The following is a 15,379-nucleotide window of genomic DNA, read 5'->3' on the forward strand; positions in this document are numbered from 1 at the left end:
ATCGGAGTTTCAGGGGTTGAGCGGCATGGATGCCGCGAGAGCCGCGATGGGCCAGGGATGGCCCTTCGCGGCGGGCCCCTGAAACTTCGATGGAAGGAGGGAACCCCGGCGAAGCCGGGGCCGGATGCAGGGGCAAGACCTTTGCCTCCTTTGGGTCGTTTGCCAAAGGAGGTCGCCCGAGGGGGCGAAACAAAATGTCCTCGAACACGCCGATGCGGCGCATACACACCCAAACGAGAAAGCATCGCGGACGGAGTCCTCTCCTACGAAAGCGGTGCTCCCTCTAGGAGCGGGCCATGCCCGCGAATGGCGCCCAACGGGCGCCCCGGGAAATACCCGATCGCTTACTTGCCCATCGCCCGCGCATACCCCTTGGGCGAGAAGCGCAACGTCACCCCCAGCATCGCCACCACCGACACCGCCAGCAGTATCCAGGACGCCTGAAAGCTGCCGGTACTGTCACGCAGCCAACCGGTCACATAGGGAATGATCCCGGTGACGATGAAGCCGATGCCCTGCACGAACGCCGCCAGGCGCCCCGCCGCGCCGGGATCGGACAGATGATCCAGGGTCAGTGTCAGGCTCAGGGCGAAGCACGAACCCAGCCCGTAGCCGATCAGCGCCACCCAGATACCGGAGAGATGCAGGGGCGATGCGATCAGCCCGGCGAAGCCGGCGAACTGGACCAGCAAGCACAGGCTCAGCCAGCCGCGACGATCCAGCGAGCCACGGCTCAGCATCGGGATGGTCAGCGCCGCGATCACCTGGAAGATGGTCATCAGGCCGATCAGCCCACCGCTGGCCTGGGCGCTCCAGCCCAGTTGGCGGTAGTAAACCGGCAGCCAGGCCACCATGCTGGTGTAGCCGCCATTGATGACCCCGAAGTACAGCGCCAGCAGCCAGGCACGGCGGCTGCCGAAATAGTGCTGCACCGCCTGCCGGGGCGGCGTGGCCACCGGCGTTTCGCGCGGGCGCGCGACGGCCCACAGCAGCAGCCCAAGGATCGCCAGCAGCAGCCAGGCGCCGAGGCCGTCCTGCCAACGATGGAAGTGCTCCGACACCATCGGCGCCAGCACCGCGGCGCTGCCGCCGCCTGCCATCAGCGAGGCCGAATACAGCCCCATGGCCGACGGCACCTTGTGCGGGAACCAGCGCTTGATCACCCCCGGCACGAACGCCTGGATGATCGCCACCCCGGTGCCGGCCAGCACGGCACTGGCGATCAGGGCGAAGCCGCTGTCCAGCAGCAGGCGCCAGAAACAGGCAGCGCCGATGGCCAGCAGGCCGGCGACCACGCCACGGCTTTCGCCCAGGCGCGGGCCGACCCAGGGCAAGGCCAGGGCGAACAGCCCCATGCACAGCACCGGCAACACGGTGAGCATCGAGGCGCCCTGGAAGCCCAGACCGGTGGCGTCGCGGATATCGGTGAGCAAGGGGCCGATGGAGGTGAGGATCGGCCGCAGGTTGATGCCCAGGGCGACGATCACCAGCAGGCCGATCCAGCTGGCGCGGGCCGTTTCGCCCGCGGGTACCGCGATACTCCGGCTCATTTGCCGTGCGCCTGCCAGCGCGCATAGAGCCCCTCTTCGCCGACCGGGCGCAAGGGCCGCAGCGGCAGCGCCTGCTGCTGGGGCGGCAGGGTCATCTGCTGGTAGACCCTGGCGGTGGACAGCCCGAACGGCTCGCCCTCGTCGTTGGAATAGGCGAAGTACGCCGCCTCGACACCGCACAGGTGCATGGCCGCCAGGCACATCGGGCACGGATGGCCGCTGGCGTAGATCACGCAGCCTTCCAGGCGCGGCGTGCCGAGCGCGGCGGATGCCTGGCGGATGGTCAGCAGTTCGGCATGGGCGGTGGGGTCACAGTCCAGATGGATGGAGTTGGCGGCGCGGGCGATTACCTGGCCGTCCTTGATCAGCACGGCGCCGAACGGGCGGCCACCGGCCTCGATATTGTCGCGGGCCAGTTGCAGGGCCTCGCGCATGAAGTTTTCGTGTTGCATGGCAGTTCTCTTCAGGAATTCGGCATGGGCTCAATGCGCGCCGGCGGCTTCCAGCATCCTGGCGATGGTGGTCTGGTTGCGCTGGCGGGCGTGTTGCAGCGGCGTGATGCCGTCGTTGTCGGCCAGGTTCAGGTTCGCCCCGGCGTTGATCAGTCGTTGCACGATGGCCTGGTGGCGCGGGCCGCCATCGCTGAGCAGGATGGCTTCGAGCAGCCCGGTCCAGCCGAGCTTGTTCACGTGGTCCGGATCGACGCCCGCCTTGAGCAGCGTCTCCACCACTTCCACATGGCCGCGCTCGCAGGCCGGGATCAGCGCGGTGCCGCCGTAGCGGTTGGTGCTGCGCAGGTTGGCGCCGTTGGCCAGGGTCAGCTTGAGGATTTCCAGGCGCCCGGAGGCCCCGGCCAGCAGGTAGGCACTGTCGTGGATACGGTTCTGCCGGTTGACGTCGGCACCGGCGGCGATCAGCAGGCGTGCCACGCCAATGTGGTCGTGGGCGGTGGCCAACAGCAGCGCGGTGTTGCCCTGGCTATCGGTAGCGTCCACCGGCACGCCGCGCTTGAGCAGCGCCGCCACGTCGGTTTCACGCCCGGCGCTGGCGGCGCCCAGCAGGGCCTCTGCGGCCGCGCGGCTGTGCACGTCCTCGGTCTGGATGGTCGGCGTGTCCATTGGCGCTCCTCTGTCGGCTGTGGTGCCCAGAGGCTGTCGGGGGTGACGACACCCGCTCGCGTCGCCAGACGAAATGCGGCCCGTGGCAGGCGCGGCGAAGCGGCAACAGCCTCCAAAAGAATGCCGCCAGTATGACGAAGGGACATTCTATGTTGAAATTAAATAGAAACATGCCTTCCAGTGGAAAACAAAATGCTAGACCCCAACCTCCTGCGCAGCTTCGTGATGGTGGTGGATGCCGGCAACTTCACCCGCGCCGCCGAACTGCTGCACCTGACCCAATCCACCGTCAGCCAGCAGATCCTGCGGCTGGAGCAGAGCCTGGACTGTCGCCTGCTGGACCGCAGCCAGCGCCAGGCGCTGCCCACCGAACAGGGTGAACGCCTGCTCGGCTATGCCCGGCGCATCCTCCAGCTCGGCGGCGAGGCCCGCGAGGCGCTGAGCAGCGAGCACAGCGAAGGCGTGCTGCGCCTGGGGATGCCCGAGGACTTCGCCGGCGAACGCATGATGCCGCTGCTGGCGGCCTTCAGCGTGGAGCGTCCGCGCCTGCGCCTGGAAGTCTCCAGCGGTCTCAGCCAGGAACTGTTGCGCCAGTACCGGAGCGGCGAACTGGACCTGGCGCTGGTCAAACAATGGGGCGCCGACAGCGATTGCCTGGCGCACTGGCCGGAGCCGCTGGCCTGGCTGGACAGCGCCGACAACCCCGCCGCCGCCCGCGATCCGCTGCCGCTGGTGGTGTTCCCGCTCGGCGCGCTGTACCGCCAGGAGATGATCCACGCCCTGGAAGCCAGCGGGCGGCGCTGGCGCATCAGCTACAGCAGCGGCAGCCTGGCCAGCCTGTCGGCGGCGGTGGCCGCGGGAATGGGCGTCAGCCTGTTGCCGTTGCGCGGCCGTCACGCAGGACATCGGCTGCTGGACGCCGCCCAGGGCTTCGCGCCGATCGACGGGCTGGAACTGGCGCTCTATGCCCGCCCCGAACTGGGCAGCGCGGGACGTACGTTGTACGAGCAGCTACGCGGCGTCTGCGCGCAGCTGGCCGAGGTCACGCCGTCGCGCTGAGATGGTCGATGAACTGTTCGGCGGGCACCGGTTTGCCGAACAGGAAGCCCTGCAGCGAGTCGCAGCCCAGGCGGGTGAGGAAGTCCTGCTGGCGCGACGTTTCCACTCCTTCGGCGACGATCCGCAGTTCCAGCGCCTGGCCCAGGGCGACAATGGCCGAGACGATCGCCGCGTCATCGCTGTCCTGCTCCAGGTCGCGGACGAAGCCGCCGTCGATCTTCAGCTCGTTGGCCGGCAGGCGCTTCAAGTACAGCAGGCTGGAATAGCCGGTACCGAAGTCGTCAATGGACAGGTCCACGCCCATCTCCGCCAGGCGGCCGAGGATCGCCAGGCTCGCATCGGCGTCGCGCATCGCCGTGGTCTCGGTGATTTCCAGGGTCAGGCAGTTGGCCGGCAGCTGGTAGCGCTTCAGCGCACCGGCCACCGAGTCCACCAGGCCGGCGTGGCAGAACTGCAGCGCCGAGAGGTTCACCGCCACGCGCCAGTCCCGGTAACCCTGCGCGTACCACAGGCTCATCTGCCGGCAGGCCTCGCCCAGCACCCAGTCGCCGATGGCGATGATCAGCCCGGTGCGCTCGGCCAGGGCGATGAAGGTGTCGGGCATCAGCAGGCCGCGCTGCGGGTGCTCCCAGCGCAACAGCGCCTCGGCGCCGACCGGCTCGCCGCTGGCGGCGAATTTGGGCTGGTAATGCAGGACGAACTCGCGCCGCGCCAGAGCCGCCCTCAGGTCGTGGAGCAGTTGCAGGTGGTTGCGGGCGTTGGTGTTCATCGACTGCTCGAAGAAGCTGTAGCCGTTCTTGCCATTGTCCTTGGCGTGGTACATCGCGGCGTCGGCATTGCGCAGCAGTTCCTGCTGGCTGGCGCCATCACCGGGATAGAGTGCGATACCGAGGCTGGCGGCGATGCGCAGCTCCTGGCCGGAGACCAGGAACGGCTGCGCCAGCAGGCTGACCTGCTGGCTGGCGACGGTCACGGCATCCTCCGGGTCCGAGAGCGAAACCAGCAGGACGAATTCGTCGCCGCCGATGCGCGCCACCGTATCCTCGCTGCGCAGGTTGTCGCGCAGGCGGCTGGCGACATCCTTGAGCAGCAGGTCGCCGATGTGATGACCAAAGGCATCGTTGACCGGCTTGAAGCCATCCAGATCGAGGAACATCAGCGCGAAATGCCCGCCGTTGCGTTGCACCTTGCTGATCAGCTGCTCGATGCGGTCTTCCAGCAGCACGCGGTTGGGCAGGCGTGTCAGGTTGTCGTGCAGGGCCAGTTGGGTGAGCTCCTGGTTGGCCCGCGCCAGCGATGAGGTGAGCAGCGCGGTGCGCGACTCCAGGCGCGCATCGAGCACCGAGGTCAGCAGGGCGATGCCGATGACGGCCAGGGTGACGACGATGATCAGCGCCGCCATCCAGTCATTGCCCAGGCCGCTGGGCGCGGCGCCGCAGAAACTGCCCAGGGGGAAGCGCGCCGCGGCCATGCCGGTGTAGTGCATGCCGACGATCGCCACGCCCATCACCAGCGCCGCGCCGGCCCGCACCAGGCGCACGTAGGGCGTGTTCCGGCGCAGGCGGAAGGCAATGTACAGCGCCGCGCCCGAGGCGAGCACGGCGATCAGCAATGACAGGCCGAACAGCAGCGGGTCGTAGTCAATGCCCGGCTGCATGAGCATCGCGGACATCCCCAGGTAGTGCATGCAGCTGATTCCGCAGCCCATCGCCAGCGCGCCGAGCACCAGTTGCCACGCCGGCAGGCGCTCCTGGCTGACCAGGGCCAGGGCGAACCCGGAACTGATCACCGCGATGGCCAGCGACAGCAGCGTGAGCCGCAGGTCATAGCCCAGGGCAATGGGCAGGCTGAAGGCGAGCATGCCGATGAAGTGCATCGACCAGATGCCGATGCCCATCGCCATGCCTCCGCCAGCGACCCACAGGGTCGCCGACCAATCCTTGGCAGTGGCGATCCGGCCGGCGAGGTCGAGGGCCGTGTAGGACGCCAGGATTGCGACACACAGCGATATCAGGACCAGGGAGGGATCGTAACTACCAGTCAGCATGGGTGCTCTCGAGGCGCGCGGAAGAGAAGCGCGCAAAAGGCCCGGATTTTAGCGAAATCCCTGGTGGCAAAACACTGGCAGAGATGTCAGTTCGTCGCCATCTGCGCCAGGCCGTTCCGGTGCAGGCAACCCTGCGCCATCCAGGGACAGGCCCGCGCCCAGAGGAAGCGCTGCTCCTGGCGCCCATCGGCGTCGTAGTAAGCCAGTTGCAGCTGCTCCGGGGTGAACGCCAGGCGAGCGAACCCCGGCTGCGCGACGGCGAACGGCACGTCATCGGTCGGCGGCGCGGGCTTGAAGCCGTCGATGGTCTGTCCACCGCCGCCGGAAATCAGCCAGGCCGGCTCGCCAGGGTGCACCACCACCTGCTGGTTGTGCTCATGACCGGACAGATAGATGTCCACGCCGCTGCGCTGCATGGCCGGCAACAACTGCGCCAGCAGCTCCTGATCTTCGCCATGCTTGCCTCCGCCGCTACGGATCGCATGGTGTGCCACGACCATCTTCCACAAGGGCGCAGGGCCGTCCTTCGCAAAGGCCGCTTGCAGGAAGTCGGCCTGGCGCTGGCGGCCGGCGGCGTTCTGGGACGTATCGAGGAACACTACGCGCAGCAGCGGGCGCCCTTCGGTCTCGCCGAAGTCGCGCACATAGAACGGATCGGGCATCTGGAAGCGCCCGGAGCCTGCCCCCTTGCGCCCGTAGTCCAGTTCCACGGCGGCGGAGCTGGGGTAGTCATGATTGCCCAGCACCGCATAGAACGGCACGTGGCTCAGCCAGTCGCCGCGATAGACGCGCTCGAACTTCAGTTGCCAGGCGGCATCGCCGGTCCCCTTGAGCGGCTTGCCGTAGAAGTTGTCGCCCAGCAGCAGGACCATGTTCAGCCCGCCCTCGCCTTCCGCGACCCGCTCCATCCCCCGCGCCACGCGCCATTGCTGGAGATCGCCGCTGCCCTGGTCGCCCAGCGCCAGCAAGGTGACCTGCGAGGTCGGCTGGCCGGACAGCGGGGTATAGGGCGGCGGAGGAACCATCATCAGGTAGGCCACCATGCACCCCGCCACCACGAGCGACGCGGCGAGGGTGAGCAGCAGGTTGCGCAGAAGATGTCGACGCGGCGCAGGAGAAACAGTGGGACTCAGCGGGCGGGCAGGCATGGCGGTCCCCTGGGACATACCGGTTGGAGGTCGCTGCAGTGGAGCATGCAGTAGGTTAATTCTGTGTTAAGGCTCCTTCACCTATATCTGCAGCCATACCGAATCACACCGGACACGTTATGGTTTCCTACCGCCACCTCGCCCTGCTCATCCTGCTGGGCGGCCTGTTGTTCTTCACCGCACTGGGCAATCACCAGTTGCAGGGTTCCACCGAGCCGCGGGTGGCCGGCATCGCGATGGAGATGTACCTCGACCACGACTGGGTGACGCCCCGCCTGAACGGCCTGCCCTTCCTGGAAAAGCCGCCGCTAAGCCTGTGGCTGGACGTCACCACCATGCGCCTGTTCGGGCCGACCGCGCTGGCCGCACGCCTGGCCTCGGCGTTCGCCGGGCTGTTCTGCGTCCTGCTGCTCTACGGCATGCTCAGGCGCATCGGCCGGCCGCCGCTGCTGACGCTGTCCGCCGCGCTGATGCTGATGACCATGGCGAGCTTCTGGAGCAACGCCCGCCAGGTGGGCGAAGACGCCCTGCTCGCCCTCGGCGTGACGCTGGCGCTGCTGTCCTACCTGCAGGCCTGGCTCAGGTCGCCGGGCAAGCCGGGCCACTGGCTGGCCTTCGCGCTCGGCATCACCCTCTCCACCCTGAGCAAAGGCGTGCTGGGTCTGGCTCTGCCCGGCGTGGTGATCTTCACCTGCCTGCTCTGGGACACCTTCGCCCGACGCCGCCTGGAGATCGGCGCCTGGCTCCGTCCGGCGCTCTGGACAGTGCTGGGCCTGGTCCCGCTGCTCGTCTGGCTGATGTTCCTCTACCGCGACGGCGGCGTCGCGGCGCTGCAGGAAATCCTCTGGACCAACAGCGTCGGGCGCTTCAGCGGCTCGTTCAGCGAAGCCGGCCACTTCGAGCCCTTCTACTACTACCTGGTGCGCCTGCCGCAGGCGTTCCTGCCGTGGAACCTGCTGCTCTATCTCGGGCTCTGGCATTTCCGCAAACGCCTGGCGAGCGACCGCTACCTGCTGTTCTTCTGCCTCTGGCTGGCGGCGCAATTCACCCTGCTGACCTTCGCCTCCAGCAAGCGCATGGTCTATCTGATGTCGCTCGCCCCGGCGGCGGCGGTGATCGGCGCCGAGTATGGTCGCGAACTGCTGCAGCGCTGGCAGGCCCGTGATGCGGAATGGGCGCGGCGGGGCCGCAGCACGCTGCTCGCCCTGATGCTGCTGGTACCCGGCTTCTACCTGGGCTACGCGCTGTGGGTCGAACCGCGCGCGGACCAGAAGGAATCCTTCCTGCCGCTGACCCAGGAGATTCGCCAGCAGGAGTCGGCGGGCCGGCAGGTCACGCTGTTCCAACCCAGCGAACGCCTGGCCGGCGCCGCCGTGTTCTACAGCCGCAGCCGCCTGCCGGCGCTGGACACGCAGGAGCAACTGATGGCGCAACTGACCCAGCCCGGCGGCCACGTGGCCGTGCTGGAAAGCCTGGAGACGCCACAGCCGCCGCTGAGCGTGCTGCAGCATTACCGCGTCGGCCAGCGCGACTATTACTTCGTCGGTCACGAATGAGGCGGCATTGACCTGCCCGCGCACCAAGGCCGCCGCAAGCGGCTAACCTTGCTGCATCGCCACTGCCGCACAGGAGCCGCTTCCCTTGGCGAAGCCCCCGTCGATCCTCAGCCTGCCCTTTCGCCGCCTGGCCAACCCCTATACCCGCTACCGCTACGCTGCCTGGATCCACTGCATCCGGGTCGGCCTGGCGCTGCTGGCGTCGATGCTGCTGACCAGCGCGCTGAAACTGCCCCACGGCCTCTGGGCCTCGATAACGGTGCTGGTGGTGATGGGCGGGCTGGTGCACCAGGGCACCATTCGCGGCAAGTCCTATGAACGGGTCGTCGGCACCCTGGTCGGCGCAGCGCTGGGCCTGTGCGTGATCGCCGTCTACGACCAGACCCGCTCCCAGCTCCTGGCCTACCTGCTGATGTCGGTGCTGGGCGCCGCCTCGGCGTTCTTCGCCATCCGCCGCCCGGGCTATGTCGCGCTGCTGGCGGGGATCACCCTGTGCATCGTCGCCGGCCCCGGGGAAACCGGCTTCACCGAGGGACTGTGGCGCTCGGCCAACGTGCTGATCGGCGTCGCCGTCGCCCTGCTCTTCTCTCAGATCTACCCGCTGCGGGCGGTCTATGTCTGGCGCTACCTGCTCTCGGACAACCTGCGGGCCTGCGCGCGAATGTACGGGCAACTGTCGTCCAACCACGACTTCAGCCCGGAACATTTCGCCCGCCAGCTGGAAGAACTGGACCACCGCCTGGTGGCCTCGCGCGCCCACCTGGGGCCGGTGGCACGGGAGACCGGGATGCCGTTGCGCGACCTGGAGATCATCCAGCGCATCCACCGCGCGGTGATGGGCACCCTGGAATCGCTGATCGCCTCGCGCCAGTTCGCCGCCCAGGCCGGCGAGATCGAGCCGGTGCCGGCCAGCCTGGATCACCACCGGCAGCTGATCGGCCGCCTGCTCCTGCAATCGGCTCATGCCCTGAAGTTCAGCCGCACCAGCAAACTGGTGCAGGCCTGCCAGGGTTTGGAGAACCTCTCCCCGCGTCCGCTCAACCTCACCGATTCCTTCGAGAAGCAAGGCTTCTACTGGCTGACGCTGCGCCTGTACGAACAGGTGGAGATGCTCTCGGAGAAGCTCGCCGCCACGGCACCGCACTGGAACATCCAGAGCCGCGACCGCAGCTGAGTGGAGAATGAAATCGGCCCGGTAGCTTGCGCTCCGGGCCGGTGTTCAACACAAGGCTTGCGACGCGCCGCCAATCAAGCCCCGAAACCGCCGTCGATGGTCAGGCTGGCACCCGTGATATAGCCGGCTTCCGGGCCGGCCAGGTAGGCCACGAAGGCGGCGATTTCTTCCGCGCGGCCATAACGGCCCACCGCCATCAAATCCATCAGGGATGCCGCGAAGTCGCTGTCGGCCGGGTTCATGTCGGTGTCCACCGGGCCGGGCTGCACGTTGTTCACGGTAATGCCACGCGGGCCGAGGTCACGGGCCAGGCCCTTGGTCAGGCCGACAATGGCCGACTTGCTCATGGCGTAGACGCTGCCGCCACCGAAGGGCATGCGATCGGCGTTGGTGCTGCCGATGGTGATGATCCGGCCGCCCTCGCCCATGTGCCGCGCGGCGGCCTGGGTGGCGACGAAGACGCTGCGTACGTTCACCGCCAGGGTACGGTCGAAATCGTCCAGGCTGAATTCCTCCACCGGGGCGATGGCCAGCACGCCAGCGTTGTTCACCAGGATGTCGATGCGGCCGAAACGCTGGGCGGCGCTGTCGATGGCCGCCTGCACGGAAGCGGCGTCGGCGCTGTCGGCCTTGATCGCCAGGGCGCGGCCGCCGGTGGCTTCGATGCTGGCGGCAAGGTCTTCGGCCTTCTGCGCCGAGCTGACATAGGTGAAGGCCACGGCGGCGCCTTCATTGGCCAGGCGCTGCACGATGGCGGCGCCGATGCCGCGGGAACCGCCTTGAACGAAAGCGACTTTGCCGGTGAGGGATTGAGTAGTGGTCATTGTGTGTCTCCGGGAATCAGTGGGGGAGTCAATTCGACGGGGCCAGTTTCGCGCTCACACTCCTGACCCGGTAGCCAGTAATCGCTATATTCAGTCGATACCAAACGTCCGGAATACCACCCATGGAAAGCCTGATCAGTATCGAATGCTTCGTGCGCAGCGCCGAAGCCGGCAGTTTCGCCGCCGCCGCGCGGCGCCTGGGGCTGACACCGGCGGCGGTGAGCAAGAACGTCGCTCGACTGGAGAACAACCTGGGCGTGCGGCTGTTCCAGCGTAGTACCCGCAGCCTGACCCTGACCGAAGCGGGCGAACGATTCCTCGATGAAGCCAGCGGCGGCCTGGCCAGCCTGCAGAGCGCGATCGCCAACCTGGCCAGCGCCGACGGCCAGCCCAGCGGCGTGCTGAAAGTGAGCATGGGCCTGGTGTTCGGCCGCGACTACATCCTGCCGCTGCTGCCGGACTTCCTCGACCGCTACCCGGCGATCCGCCCGGACTGGCACTTCGACAACCGCCAGGTGGACCTGATCGCCGAGGGCTTCGACGCGGCCATAGGCGGCGGCTTCGAGCTGCCGCCGGGCGTCGTGGCGCGCAAGCTGTCGCCGGCGCACCTGGTGCTGCTGGCCTCGCCGGCCTATCTCGACGCCCATCCGCCGATCCGCTACCCGAGCGACCTGCCCAGCCACGATGGCATCCGCATCCGCTCGCCGCAGACCGGCCGGGTGCGCCCCTGGCCGCTGGTCAACCGCCAGCACGCGCAGGCGCCCATCGCCCTGAAGGAGCGCATGACCCTGAGCGACCCGGAAGCGGCCTGCTTCGCCGCCCTCAAGGGGCTGGGCATCACCCTGGTCAGCATGCAGCACGCGTTGCCCTACCTGGATGACGGCCGGCTGGTGCGGGTACTGCCGGAGTGGTACGTGGATGCCGGCAACACCGCCATCTACTACGCCGCGCAGAAGTTGCTGCCGGCCAAGACCCGGGTGTTCGTCGAACACGTGGTGGAACACTTCCGCGAGAGCGGGCTGGGGCAGCGGTTTTCGGCGATCTGAAGCGGCGGGACTGCCCGCTGGCGTAGGGCGTATAACGTTCGACGTTATACGCCGATTGACCTTGATCCCAGCGCCCTCCGTGGTTGGTTCGGAGTACCCGCCCTGAGGTGCTCCGGGCTCGACAGATGAACGAGCCGGAACATCGGAGAAGCGGCGTATAACCGCGAACGGTTATACGCCCTACAGTGCTTGCTCACGTACACGCGCAAGAAGAAAGCCCCGTCAGCGCGAGGGCCTTTCATTTCGCGGACGGAGTCCGCTCCTACGCGGGCGTACAGCACCGGCGCGTTCCTGTAGGAGCGGATTCATCCGCGATGGATTTCGCGGACAAGGTCCGCTCCTACGAAAGCATGCACACCGCTCTGGCTCTGGATTTAAGGACTTCCAGAGAAATCTCCGCACACGCCGGAGCGCCCCTTCAGGAGGCCGAGTGGAATCGGAGTTTCAGGGGTTGAGCGGCATGGATGCCGCGAGAGCGTCGTTGGGCCATGGATGGCCCGTCGACGCGCGCCCCTGAAACTTCGATGGAGCGAGGGGAGTCCGGCGAAGCCGGACCCGGATGCAGGGGCAAGACCTTTGCCCACTTTGGGTCGTTTGCCAAAGTGGGTCGCCCGAGGGGGCGAAACAAAATCTCTCAGCCCACGCCGAAGCGGCGCAGAAACACCAAACTCCAAAGCGGCGGAAAACGCTTGAGGTGTTATCCGCCCTACACCTGATTCATCGCATAAGCAAAAGCCCCGTCAGTGCGGGGCTTATTCATTGAGGCAGACGGCGATCAGCCGCAGTTGACCTGCTGCACCACCTGATGATCATCGACATCGATGTTCAACCGCTGGGAGTTGTACTCCATGGTGACCGGCTGATGCGGACGCAGCACACGCGCCACGCTGGCGCCGGCGTCGCGGCGGGCCTGCTCGGTCAGGGTCGGGTCGATGATCTTGCCGATCAGCGCTTGCGCGGCCTTGGCGTCACAGCTGGCGGACTGCTCAGGCGGCGTTTGCGAAGCGGCATCGGACGAGCTGTCCTTGGCGCTGCATCCGGCCAGCGCAGCCACGGCGAAAAGCGACAGCAGGGTCACTCGGTTCAAGGGCATGGAAAGTCTCCCTGATGGTTGGTGAAAAGCGGCACCTTACCAGCCTGAAGTCCCGGACGGGGCATCGAAGTATTGCAACCTGATGCACGGAACGCCCGCCGCAGAGCCGGCACGCTGCCTTTTACACAACTTTTACACTGGGCGGCCTTACCAATCTTCGCGGGCGGATGTCTCATGGATAACGGGCACCATGCCGGGCCCCAGGAGGTCCATCATGCTTCGTCGTCTTCCCCGGTTCGCCGTACTCTGCGGTTGCCTGGCCCTTGCCGGACAGGCAGCGGCCAACAGCAACAGCGATGCCGCCGCCATCGGCGCGGTGGTCGGTGCCGTGGTCGGCGGGGCGATCGTCGCCGGGTCGGCGCCGGCGCCCTACTATGCACCGCCTCCGCCTGCCTATTACCCGCCGCCACCGGTGGCCTACTACCCGCCACCGCCGCCGGTGTACTACCAGCCGGTTCCGGTCTACCAACCGGTGTATCGGCCCTACTATCGGTCGGTCGTGGTGGTGCCGGGACCGCGCTACTACGGTCCGCGCTACTACGCGCCCCGCTACTACGGCCCGGGTTATTACGGCCCGCCGGGACACTACTACCGCCACTGGTAAACCACGCAGGCCCCGTTTCGCGCGGGGCCTTTCGATTCCATGACCCCGTAGAGGGCGCTAGCCGTGGCGCCCGGTCCCCGCGCGCTTGTCCATGAACAGGTTGCCGGCCAGTTCCTCGAACAGCGTCACCACCGCGCGCAGTGCGCGACAATCCGGACGCGTCAGCAGCCACAGGTGGGTGCTGCATCCCGGCAGCTCGCCCTCCAAAACCCGCAGGCCGTCATCGGGGCGCAGCAGGAAGGCGGGAAGCGCCGCCAGCCCGAGGCCCGCGCGGCACAGATCGAGCACCGAGAGCATGCTGTTGCAGCGGTAGGCCGGGACCACCGCCGGGAATGCCTGGCGGCGCCAGGCGACACTGGAGTGATCGGGCAGGAAGTCGTCCGGGGCGATCCAGCTCATCTCCTGCCAGGGCCGCTTGCCCTGCTCGGCGAGGTAGTCGCGGTGAGCACAGAGGACGTAATGCACATCGCCCAGGTTGCGCCCGACCAGGTGCTCCGGCGGCGACGTGGTCAGACGCAGGGCGATGTCGGCGTCGCGACGGCTGAGGTTGGCGAAGGCGTTGGAGGTGGTCAGTTCCAGGTTGAGCGCCGGGTAACGCTTCATGAAACGCGCCAGTGCCGGCAGCAACAGGCCTTGCAGCACAGTGTCGGAACAGGTCAGGCGCACGGTGCCGCTGAGCACGTCGTGCCCCTGTTCCAGGCTCAGCCGCGCGGTCTCCAGCGCCTGCTCGGCCAGCTCCGCCTGGCTGGCGATCTGCTGGGCGGTGGCGGTGGGCAGGTAGCCGTGACGGCCCTTCTCGAACAACGCGGTGCCCAGCGCCTTCTCCAATCGGCGCACAGCGCGGAACACCGTGGAGACATCCACGTCCAGCAACTCCGCCGCGCGGGCCAGGCTGCCACCACGCACCAGCGCCAGCACCAGGGCGAGATCGGCGTACTCGAGACGATATTGCATAGACGCACTCCGGCATTGCACAACCGCCAATTTTGGTTGCGCCAGCGCAACTATAAATTGCTCCCATCGGCCCGCCAATGGGCCTCGGCGCAAAGGGGAGCGACACATGGGACGGCAACGCAAGGTTCTGCGCATTGGTTTGATCGGCGACCGTGACAGTCGCGTCATCGCGCACTGGGCGATTCCCCTGGCGCTGCAACAGTCGCTGCTGCCCCACAGCGGCACCTTGCGCGTCGACTGGCTGGATACCCCGCGCCTGGCGGCCGGCCTGCCGCTGCATGCCTACTCCGGCTTCTGGTGCATCCCCGGCAGCCCCTATCACGACACCGAGGGAGCGCTGCGTGCGATCACCCATGCCCGTACCCACGACGTGCCGTTCCTCGGCACCTGCGGTGGCTTCCAGCACGCCCTGCTGGAACGCGCCCGCCAGGTGCTCGGCTGGCAGGACGCCGCCCACGGCGAGACCGCCCCGGACGCCGGGCGACCGGTGATCCATGCCCTGCCCTGCTCGCTGGTGGAAGTCAGCGAAACCATCGCGCTGAGTCCCGGCTCGCGCCTGGCCGCGATCTATGGCCTGCCCAGCATCCGCGAAGGCTATCGCTGCAGCTACGGGGTGAACCCCGAGTTCCAGGACGCGCTGTTCGGCGACACCCTGCGCGCCTGTGCCCATGGCGAGGACGGCAGCATCCGTGCGCTGGAGGCCACGGACCACCCGTTCTTCCTCGCCACCCTGTTCCAGCCCGAACGCAAGGCGCTCGCCGGCGTCGGCGTGCCGCTGGCCCAGGCCTTCCTCACCGCCGCCTTCAAATACGCCGCCAGCCGAGTCGGGAGCCCCGCATGATCGCCAGCACACCCCAACCGCCTTACTACGCCGTGGTCTTCACCTCCCTGCGCAGCGAGCAGGACGAAGGCTATGCCGACACCGCCACGCGCATGCTGGAGCTGGCCGCCGGGCAGGAGGGTTTCCTCGGCGTCGAGTCCGCTCGGGGCGCCGACGGGCTCGGCATCACCGTGTCCTACTGGCGCGACGAAGCCGCCATCGGCCATTGGCGGGAAGAGTGCGAACACCGCAATGCCCGGAAGCGCGGGCGGCAGGACTGGTACGACACCTTCCAGGTGCGGGTCTGTCGGGTCGAGCGCGCCTACGGATTCGAACGCTGAGCGACCGCTGGTCCCTCATGGAAATCGCCTTCACTGGCAGTGGAG

15 protein-coding genes are annotated in these 15,379 nt (G+C 67.5%); 7 read left to right on the forward strand and 8 right to left on the reverse strand.

Annotation, left to right across the window (positions count from 1 at the left end):
• Window positions 1-344 precede the first annotated feature (344 nt).
• From J5M67_RS26125 to J5M67_RS26135, 3 genes are read right to left on the reverse strand one after another with little or no spacing between them, the layout of a single operon-like run.
• Window positions 345-1,550: a CynX/NimT family MFS transporter gene (locus J5M67_RS26125; protein WP_207888325.1), complete on the reverse strand. Its 1,206-nt coding sequence runs from the start codon at window positions 1,548-1,550 to the stop codon at window positions 345-347.
• The gene (locus J5M67_RS26130; protein ID WP_207888326.1) at window positions 1,547-2,002 is read right to left on the reverse strand and encodes a nucleoside deaminase; all 456 of its coding nucleotides are present in this window, start codon (window positions 2,000-2,002) and stop codon (window positions 1,547-1,549) included. Before J5M67_RS26130 ends, J5M67_RS26125 begins: the two co-directional genes overlap by 4 nt.
• Window positions 2,003-2,032: 30 nt before the next feature.
• On the reverse strand, window positions 2,033-2,668 hold the full coding sequence (locus J5M67_RS26135) for an ankyrin repeat domain-containing protein (protein WP_207888327.1): 636 nt from the start codon (window positions 2,666-2,668) through the stop codon (window positions 2,033-2,035).
• Window positions 2,669-2,860: 192 nt separating this feature from the next.
• Between J5M67_RS26135 and J5M67_RS26140 the strand changes: the two genes are divergently transcribed.
• Window positions 2,861-3,727, forward strand: a complete 867-nt coding sequence (locus J5M67_RS26140) for a LysR family transcriptional regulator (protein ID WP_207888328.1) — start codon at window positions 2,861-2,863, stop codon at window positions 3,725-3,727.
• Here the strand turns inward: J5M67_RS26140 and J5M67_RS26145 are convergent.
• Window positions 3,711-5,774 carry a bifunctional diguanylate cyclase/phosphodiesterase gene (locus J5M67_RS26145; RefSeq protein WP_207888329.1) on the reverse strand — a complete coding sequence of 688 codons (2,064 nt, stop codon included), beginning with the start codon at window positions 5,772-5,774 and terminating at the stop codon, window positions 3,711-3,713. The two genes, J5M67_RS26140 and J5M67_RS26145, sit on opposite strands and share 17 nt — an antisense overlap.
• 86 nt (window positions 5,775-5,860) lie before the next feature.
• Window positions 5,861-6,922 carry a metallophosphoesterase gene (locus J5M67_RS26150; protein ID WP_243434897.1) on the reverse strand — a complete coding sequence of 354 codons (1,062 nt, stop codon included), beginning with the start codon at window positions 6,920-6,922 and terminating at the stop codon, window positions 5,861-5,863.
• A gap of 119 nt (window positions 6,923-7,041) precedes the next feature.
• Between J5M67_RS26150 and J5M67_RS26155 the strand changes: the two genes are divergently transcribed.
• Window positions 7,042-8,478 (forward strand): glycosyltransferase family 39 protein, encoded by a 1,437-nt coding sequence (locus J5M67_RS26155; protein ID WP_207888330.1) that lies wholly within the window; start codon window positions 7,042-7,044, stop codon window positions 8,476-8,478.
• Between the two features lie 85 nt (window positions 8,479-8,563).
• A complete protein-coding gene (locus J5M67_RS26160; RefSeq protein WP_207888331.1) occupies window positions 8,564-9,652 on the forward strand; it encodes an FUSC family protein in 1,089 nt (362 codons plus the stop codon).
• A 74-nt stretch (window positions 9,653-9,726) separates the two neighbouring features.
• On the opposite strand, the gene J5M67_RS26165 is transcribed toward J5M67_RS26160, so the two are convergent.
• Complete coding sequence (locus J5M67_RS26165) at window positions 9,727-10,476, reverse strand: 3-oxoacyl-ACP reductase family protein (protein WP_207888332.1); 750 nt, start codon at window positions 10,474-10,476, stop codon at window positions 9,727-9,729.
• 122 nt (window positions 10,477-10,598) lie between these two features.
• Here J5M67_RS26165 and J5M67_RS26170 point away from each other — a divergent pair, with 122 nt between their 5' ends.
• Window positions 10,599-11,522, forward strand: coding sequence for a LysR family transcriptional regulator (locus J5M67_RS26170; RefSeq protein ID WP_207888333.1), 924 nt, complete (start codon window positions 10,599-10,601; stop codon window positions 11,520-11,522).
• 775 nt (window positions 11,523-12,297) lie between these two features.
• Here J5M67_RS26170 and J5M67_RS26175 read toward each other — a convergent pair.
• Complete coding sequence (locus J5M67_RS26175; RefSeq protein ID WP_207888334.1) at window positions 12,298-12,615, reverse strand: I78 family peptidase inhibitor; 318 nt, start codon at window positions 12,613-12,615, stop codon at window positions 12,298-12,300.
• 214 nt (window positions 12,616-12,829) lie between these two features.
• Between J5M67_RS26175 and J5M67_RS26180 the strand changes: the two genes are divergently transcribed.
• Entirely contained in the window at window positions 12,830-13,219 is a 390-nt protein-coding gene (locus J5M67_RS26180; protein WP_207888335.1) for a hypothetical protein, read from the forward strand.
• A 57-nt stretch (window positions 13,220-13,276) separates the two neighbouring features.
• On the opposite strand, the gene J5M67_RS26185 is transcribed toward J5M67_RS26180, so the two are convergent.
• Window positions 13,277-14,194 carry a LysR family transcriptional regulator gene (locus J5M67_RS26185; RefSeq protein WP_368735954.1) on the reverse strand — a complete coding sequence of 306 codons (918 nt, stop codon included), beginning with the start codon at window positions 14,192-14,194 and terminating at the stop codon, window positions 13,277-13,279.
• Window positions 14,195-14,279: 85 nt separating this feature from the next.
• Between J5M67_RS26185 and J5M67_RS26190 the strand changes: the two genes are divergently transcribed.
• Together J5M67_RS26190 and J5M67_RS26195 are read left to right on the forward strand one after the other, a co-directional pair.
• Window positions 14,280-15,014: a hypothetical protein gene (locus J5M67_RS26190; RefSeq protein ID WP_207888337.1), complete on the forward strand. Its 735-nt coding sequence runs from the start codon at window positions 14,280-14,282 to the stop codon at window positions 15,012-15,014.
• Window positions 15,011-15,334, forward strand: coding sequence for an antibiotic biosynthesis monooxygenase (locus J5M67_RS26195; protein WP_207888338.1), 324 nt, complete (start codon window positions 15,011-15,013; stop codon window positions 15,332-15,334). The genes J5M67_RS26190 and J5M67_RS26195 overlap by 4 nt, the downstream gene beginning before the upstream one ends.
• Window positions 15,335-15,379 lie beyond the last annotated feature (45 nt).

The organism is Pseudomonas sp. 30_B (assembly GCF_017491605.1).
In the GTDB taxonomy this organism is placed as follows: Bacteria; Pseudomonadota; Gammaproteobacteria; order Pseudomonadales; family Pseudomonadaceae; genus Pseudomonas.

Excerpts from the sequence above, each read along its gene's own strand:
- J5M67_RS26165 (WP_207888332.1), bottom strand. The coding sequence starts at position 10,476 with ATGACCACTACTCAATCCCTCACCGGCAAAGTCGCTTTCGTTCAAGGC.
- J5M67_RS26130 (WP_207888326.1), bottom strand. The coding sequence starts at position 2,002 with ATGCAACACGAAAACTTCATGCGCGAGGCCCTGCAACTGGCCCGCGAC.
- J5M67_RS26190 (WP_207888337.1), top strand. The coding sequence starts at position 14,280 with ATGGGACGGCAACGCAAGGTTCTGCGCATTGGTTTGATCGGCGACCGT.
- J5M67_RS26140 (WP_207888328.1), top strand. The coding sequence starts at position 2,861 with ATGCTAGACCCCAACCTCCTGCGCAGCTTCGTGATGGTGGTGGATGCC.
- J5M67_RS26180 (WP_207888335.1), top strand. The coding sequence starts at position 12,830 with ATGCTTCGTCGTCTTCCCCGGTTCGCCGTACTCTGCGGTTGCCTGGCC.
- J5M67_RS26135 (WP_207888327.1), bottom strand. The coding sequence starts at position 2,668 with ATGGACACGCCGACCATCCAGACCGAGGACGTGCACAGCCGCGCGGCC.
- J5M67_RS26125 (WP_207888325.1), bottom strand. The coding sequence starts at position 1,550 with ATGAGCCGGAGTATCGCGGTACCCGCGGGCGAAACGGCCCGCGCCAGC.
- J5M67_RS26175 (WP_207888334.1), bottom strand. The coding sequence starts at position 12,615 with ATGCCCTTGAACCGAGTGACCCTGCTGTCGCTTTTCGCCGTGGCTGCG.
- J5M67_RS26155 (WP_207888330.1), top strand. The coding sequence starts at position 7,042 with ATGGTTTCCTACCGCCACCTCGCCCTGCTCATCCTGCTGGGCGGCCTG.
- J5M67_RS26145 (WP_207888329.1), bottom strand. The coding sequence starts at position 5,774 with ATGCTGACTGGTAGTTACGATCCCTCCCTGGTCCTGATATCGCTGTGT.
- J5M67_RS26150 (WP_243434897.1), bottom strand. The coding sequence starts at position 6,922 with ATGCCTGCCCGCCCGCTGAGTCCCACTGTTTCTCCTGCGCCGCGTCGA.
- J5M67_RS26170 (WP_207888333.1), top strand. The coding sequence starts at position 10,599 with ATGGAAAGCCTGATCAGTATCGAATGCTTCGTGCGCAGCGCCGAAGCC.
- J5M67_RS26195 (WP_207888338.1), top strand. The coding sequence starts at position 15,011 with ATGATCGCCAGCACACCCCAACCGCCTTACTACGCCGTGGTCTTCACC.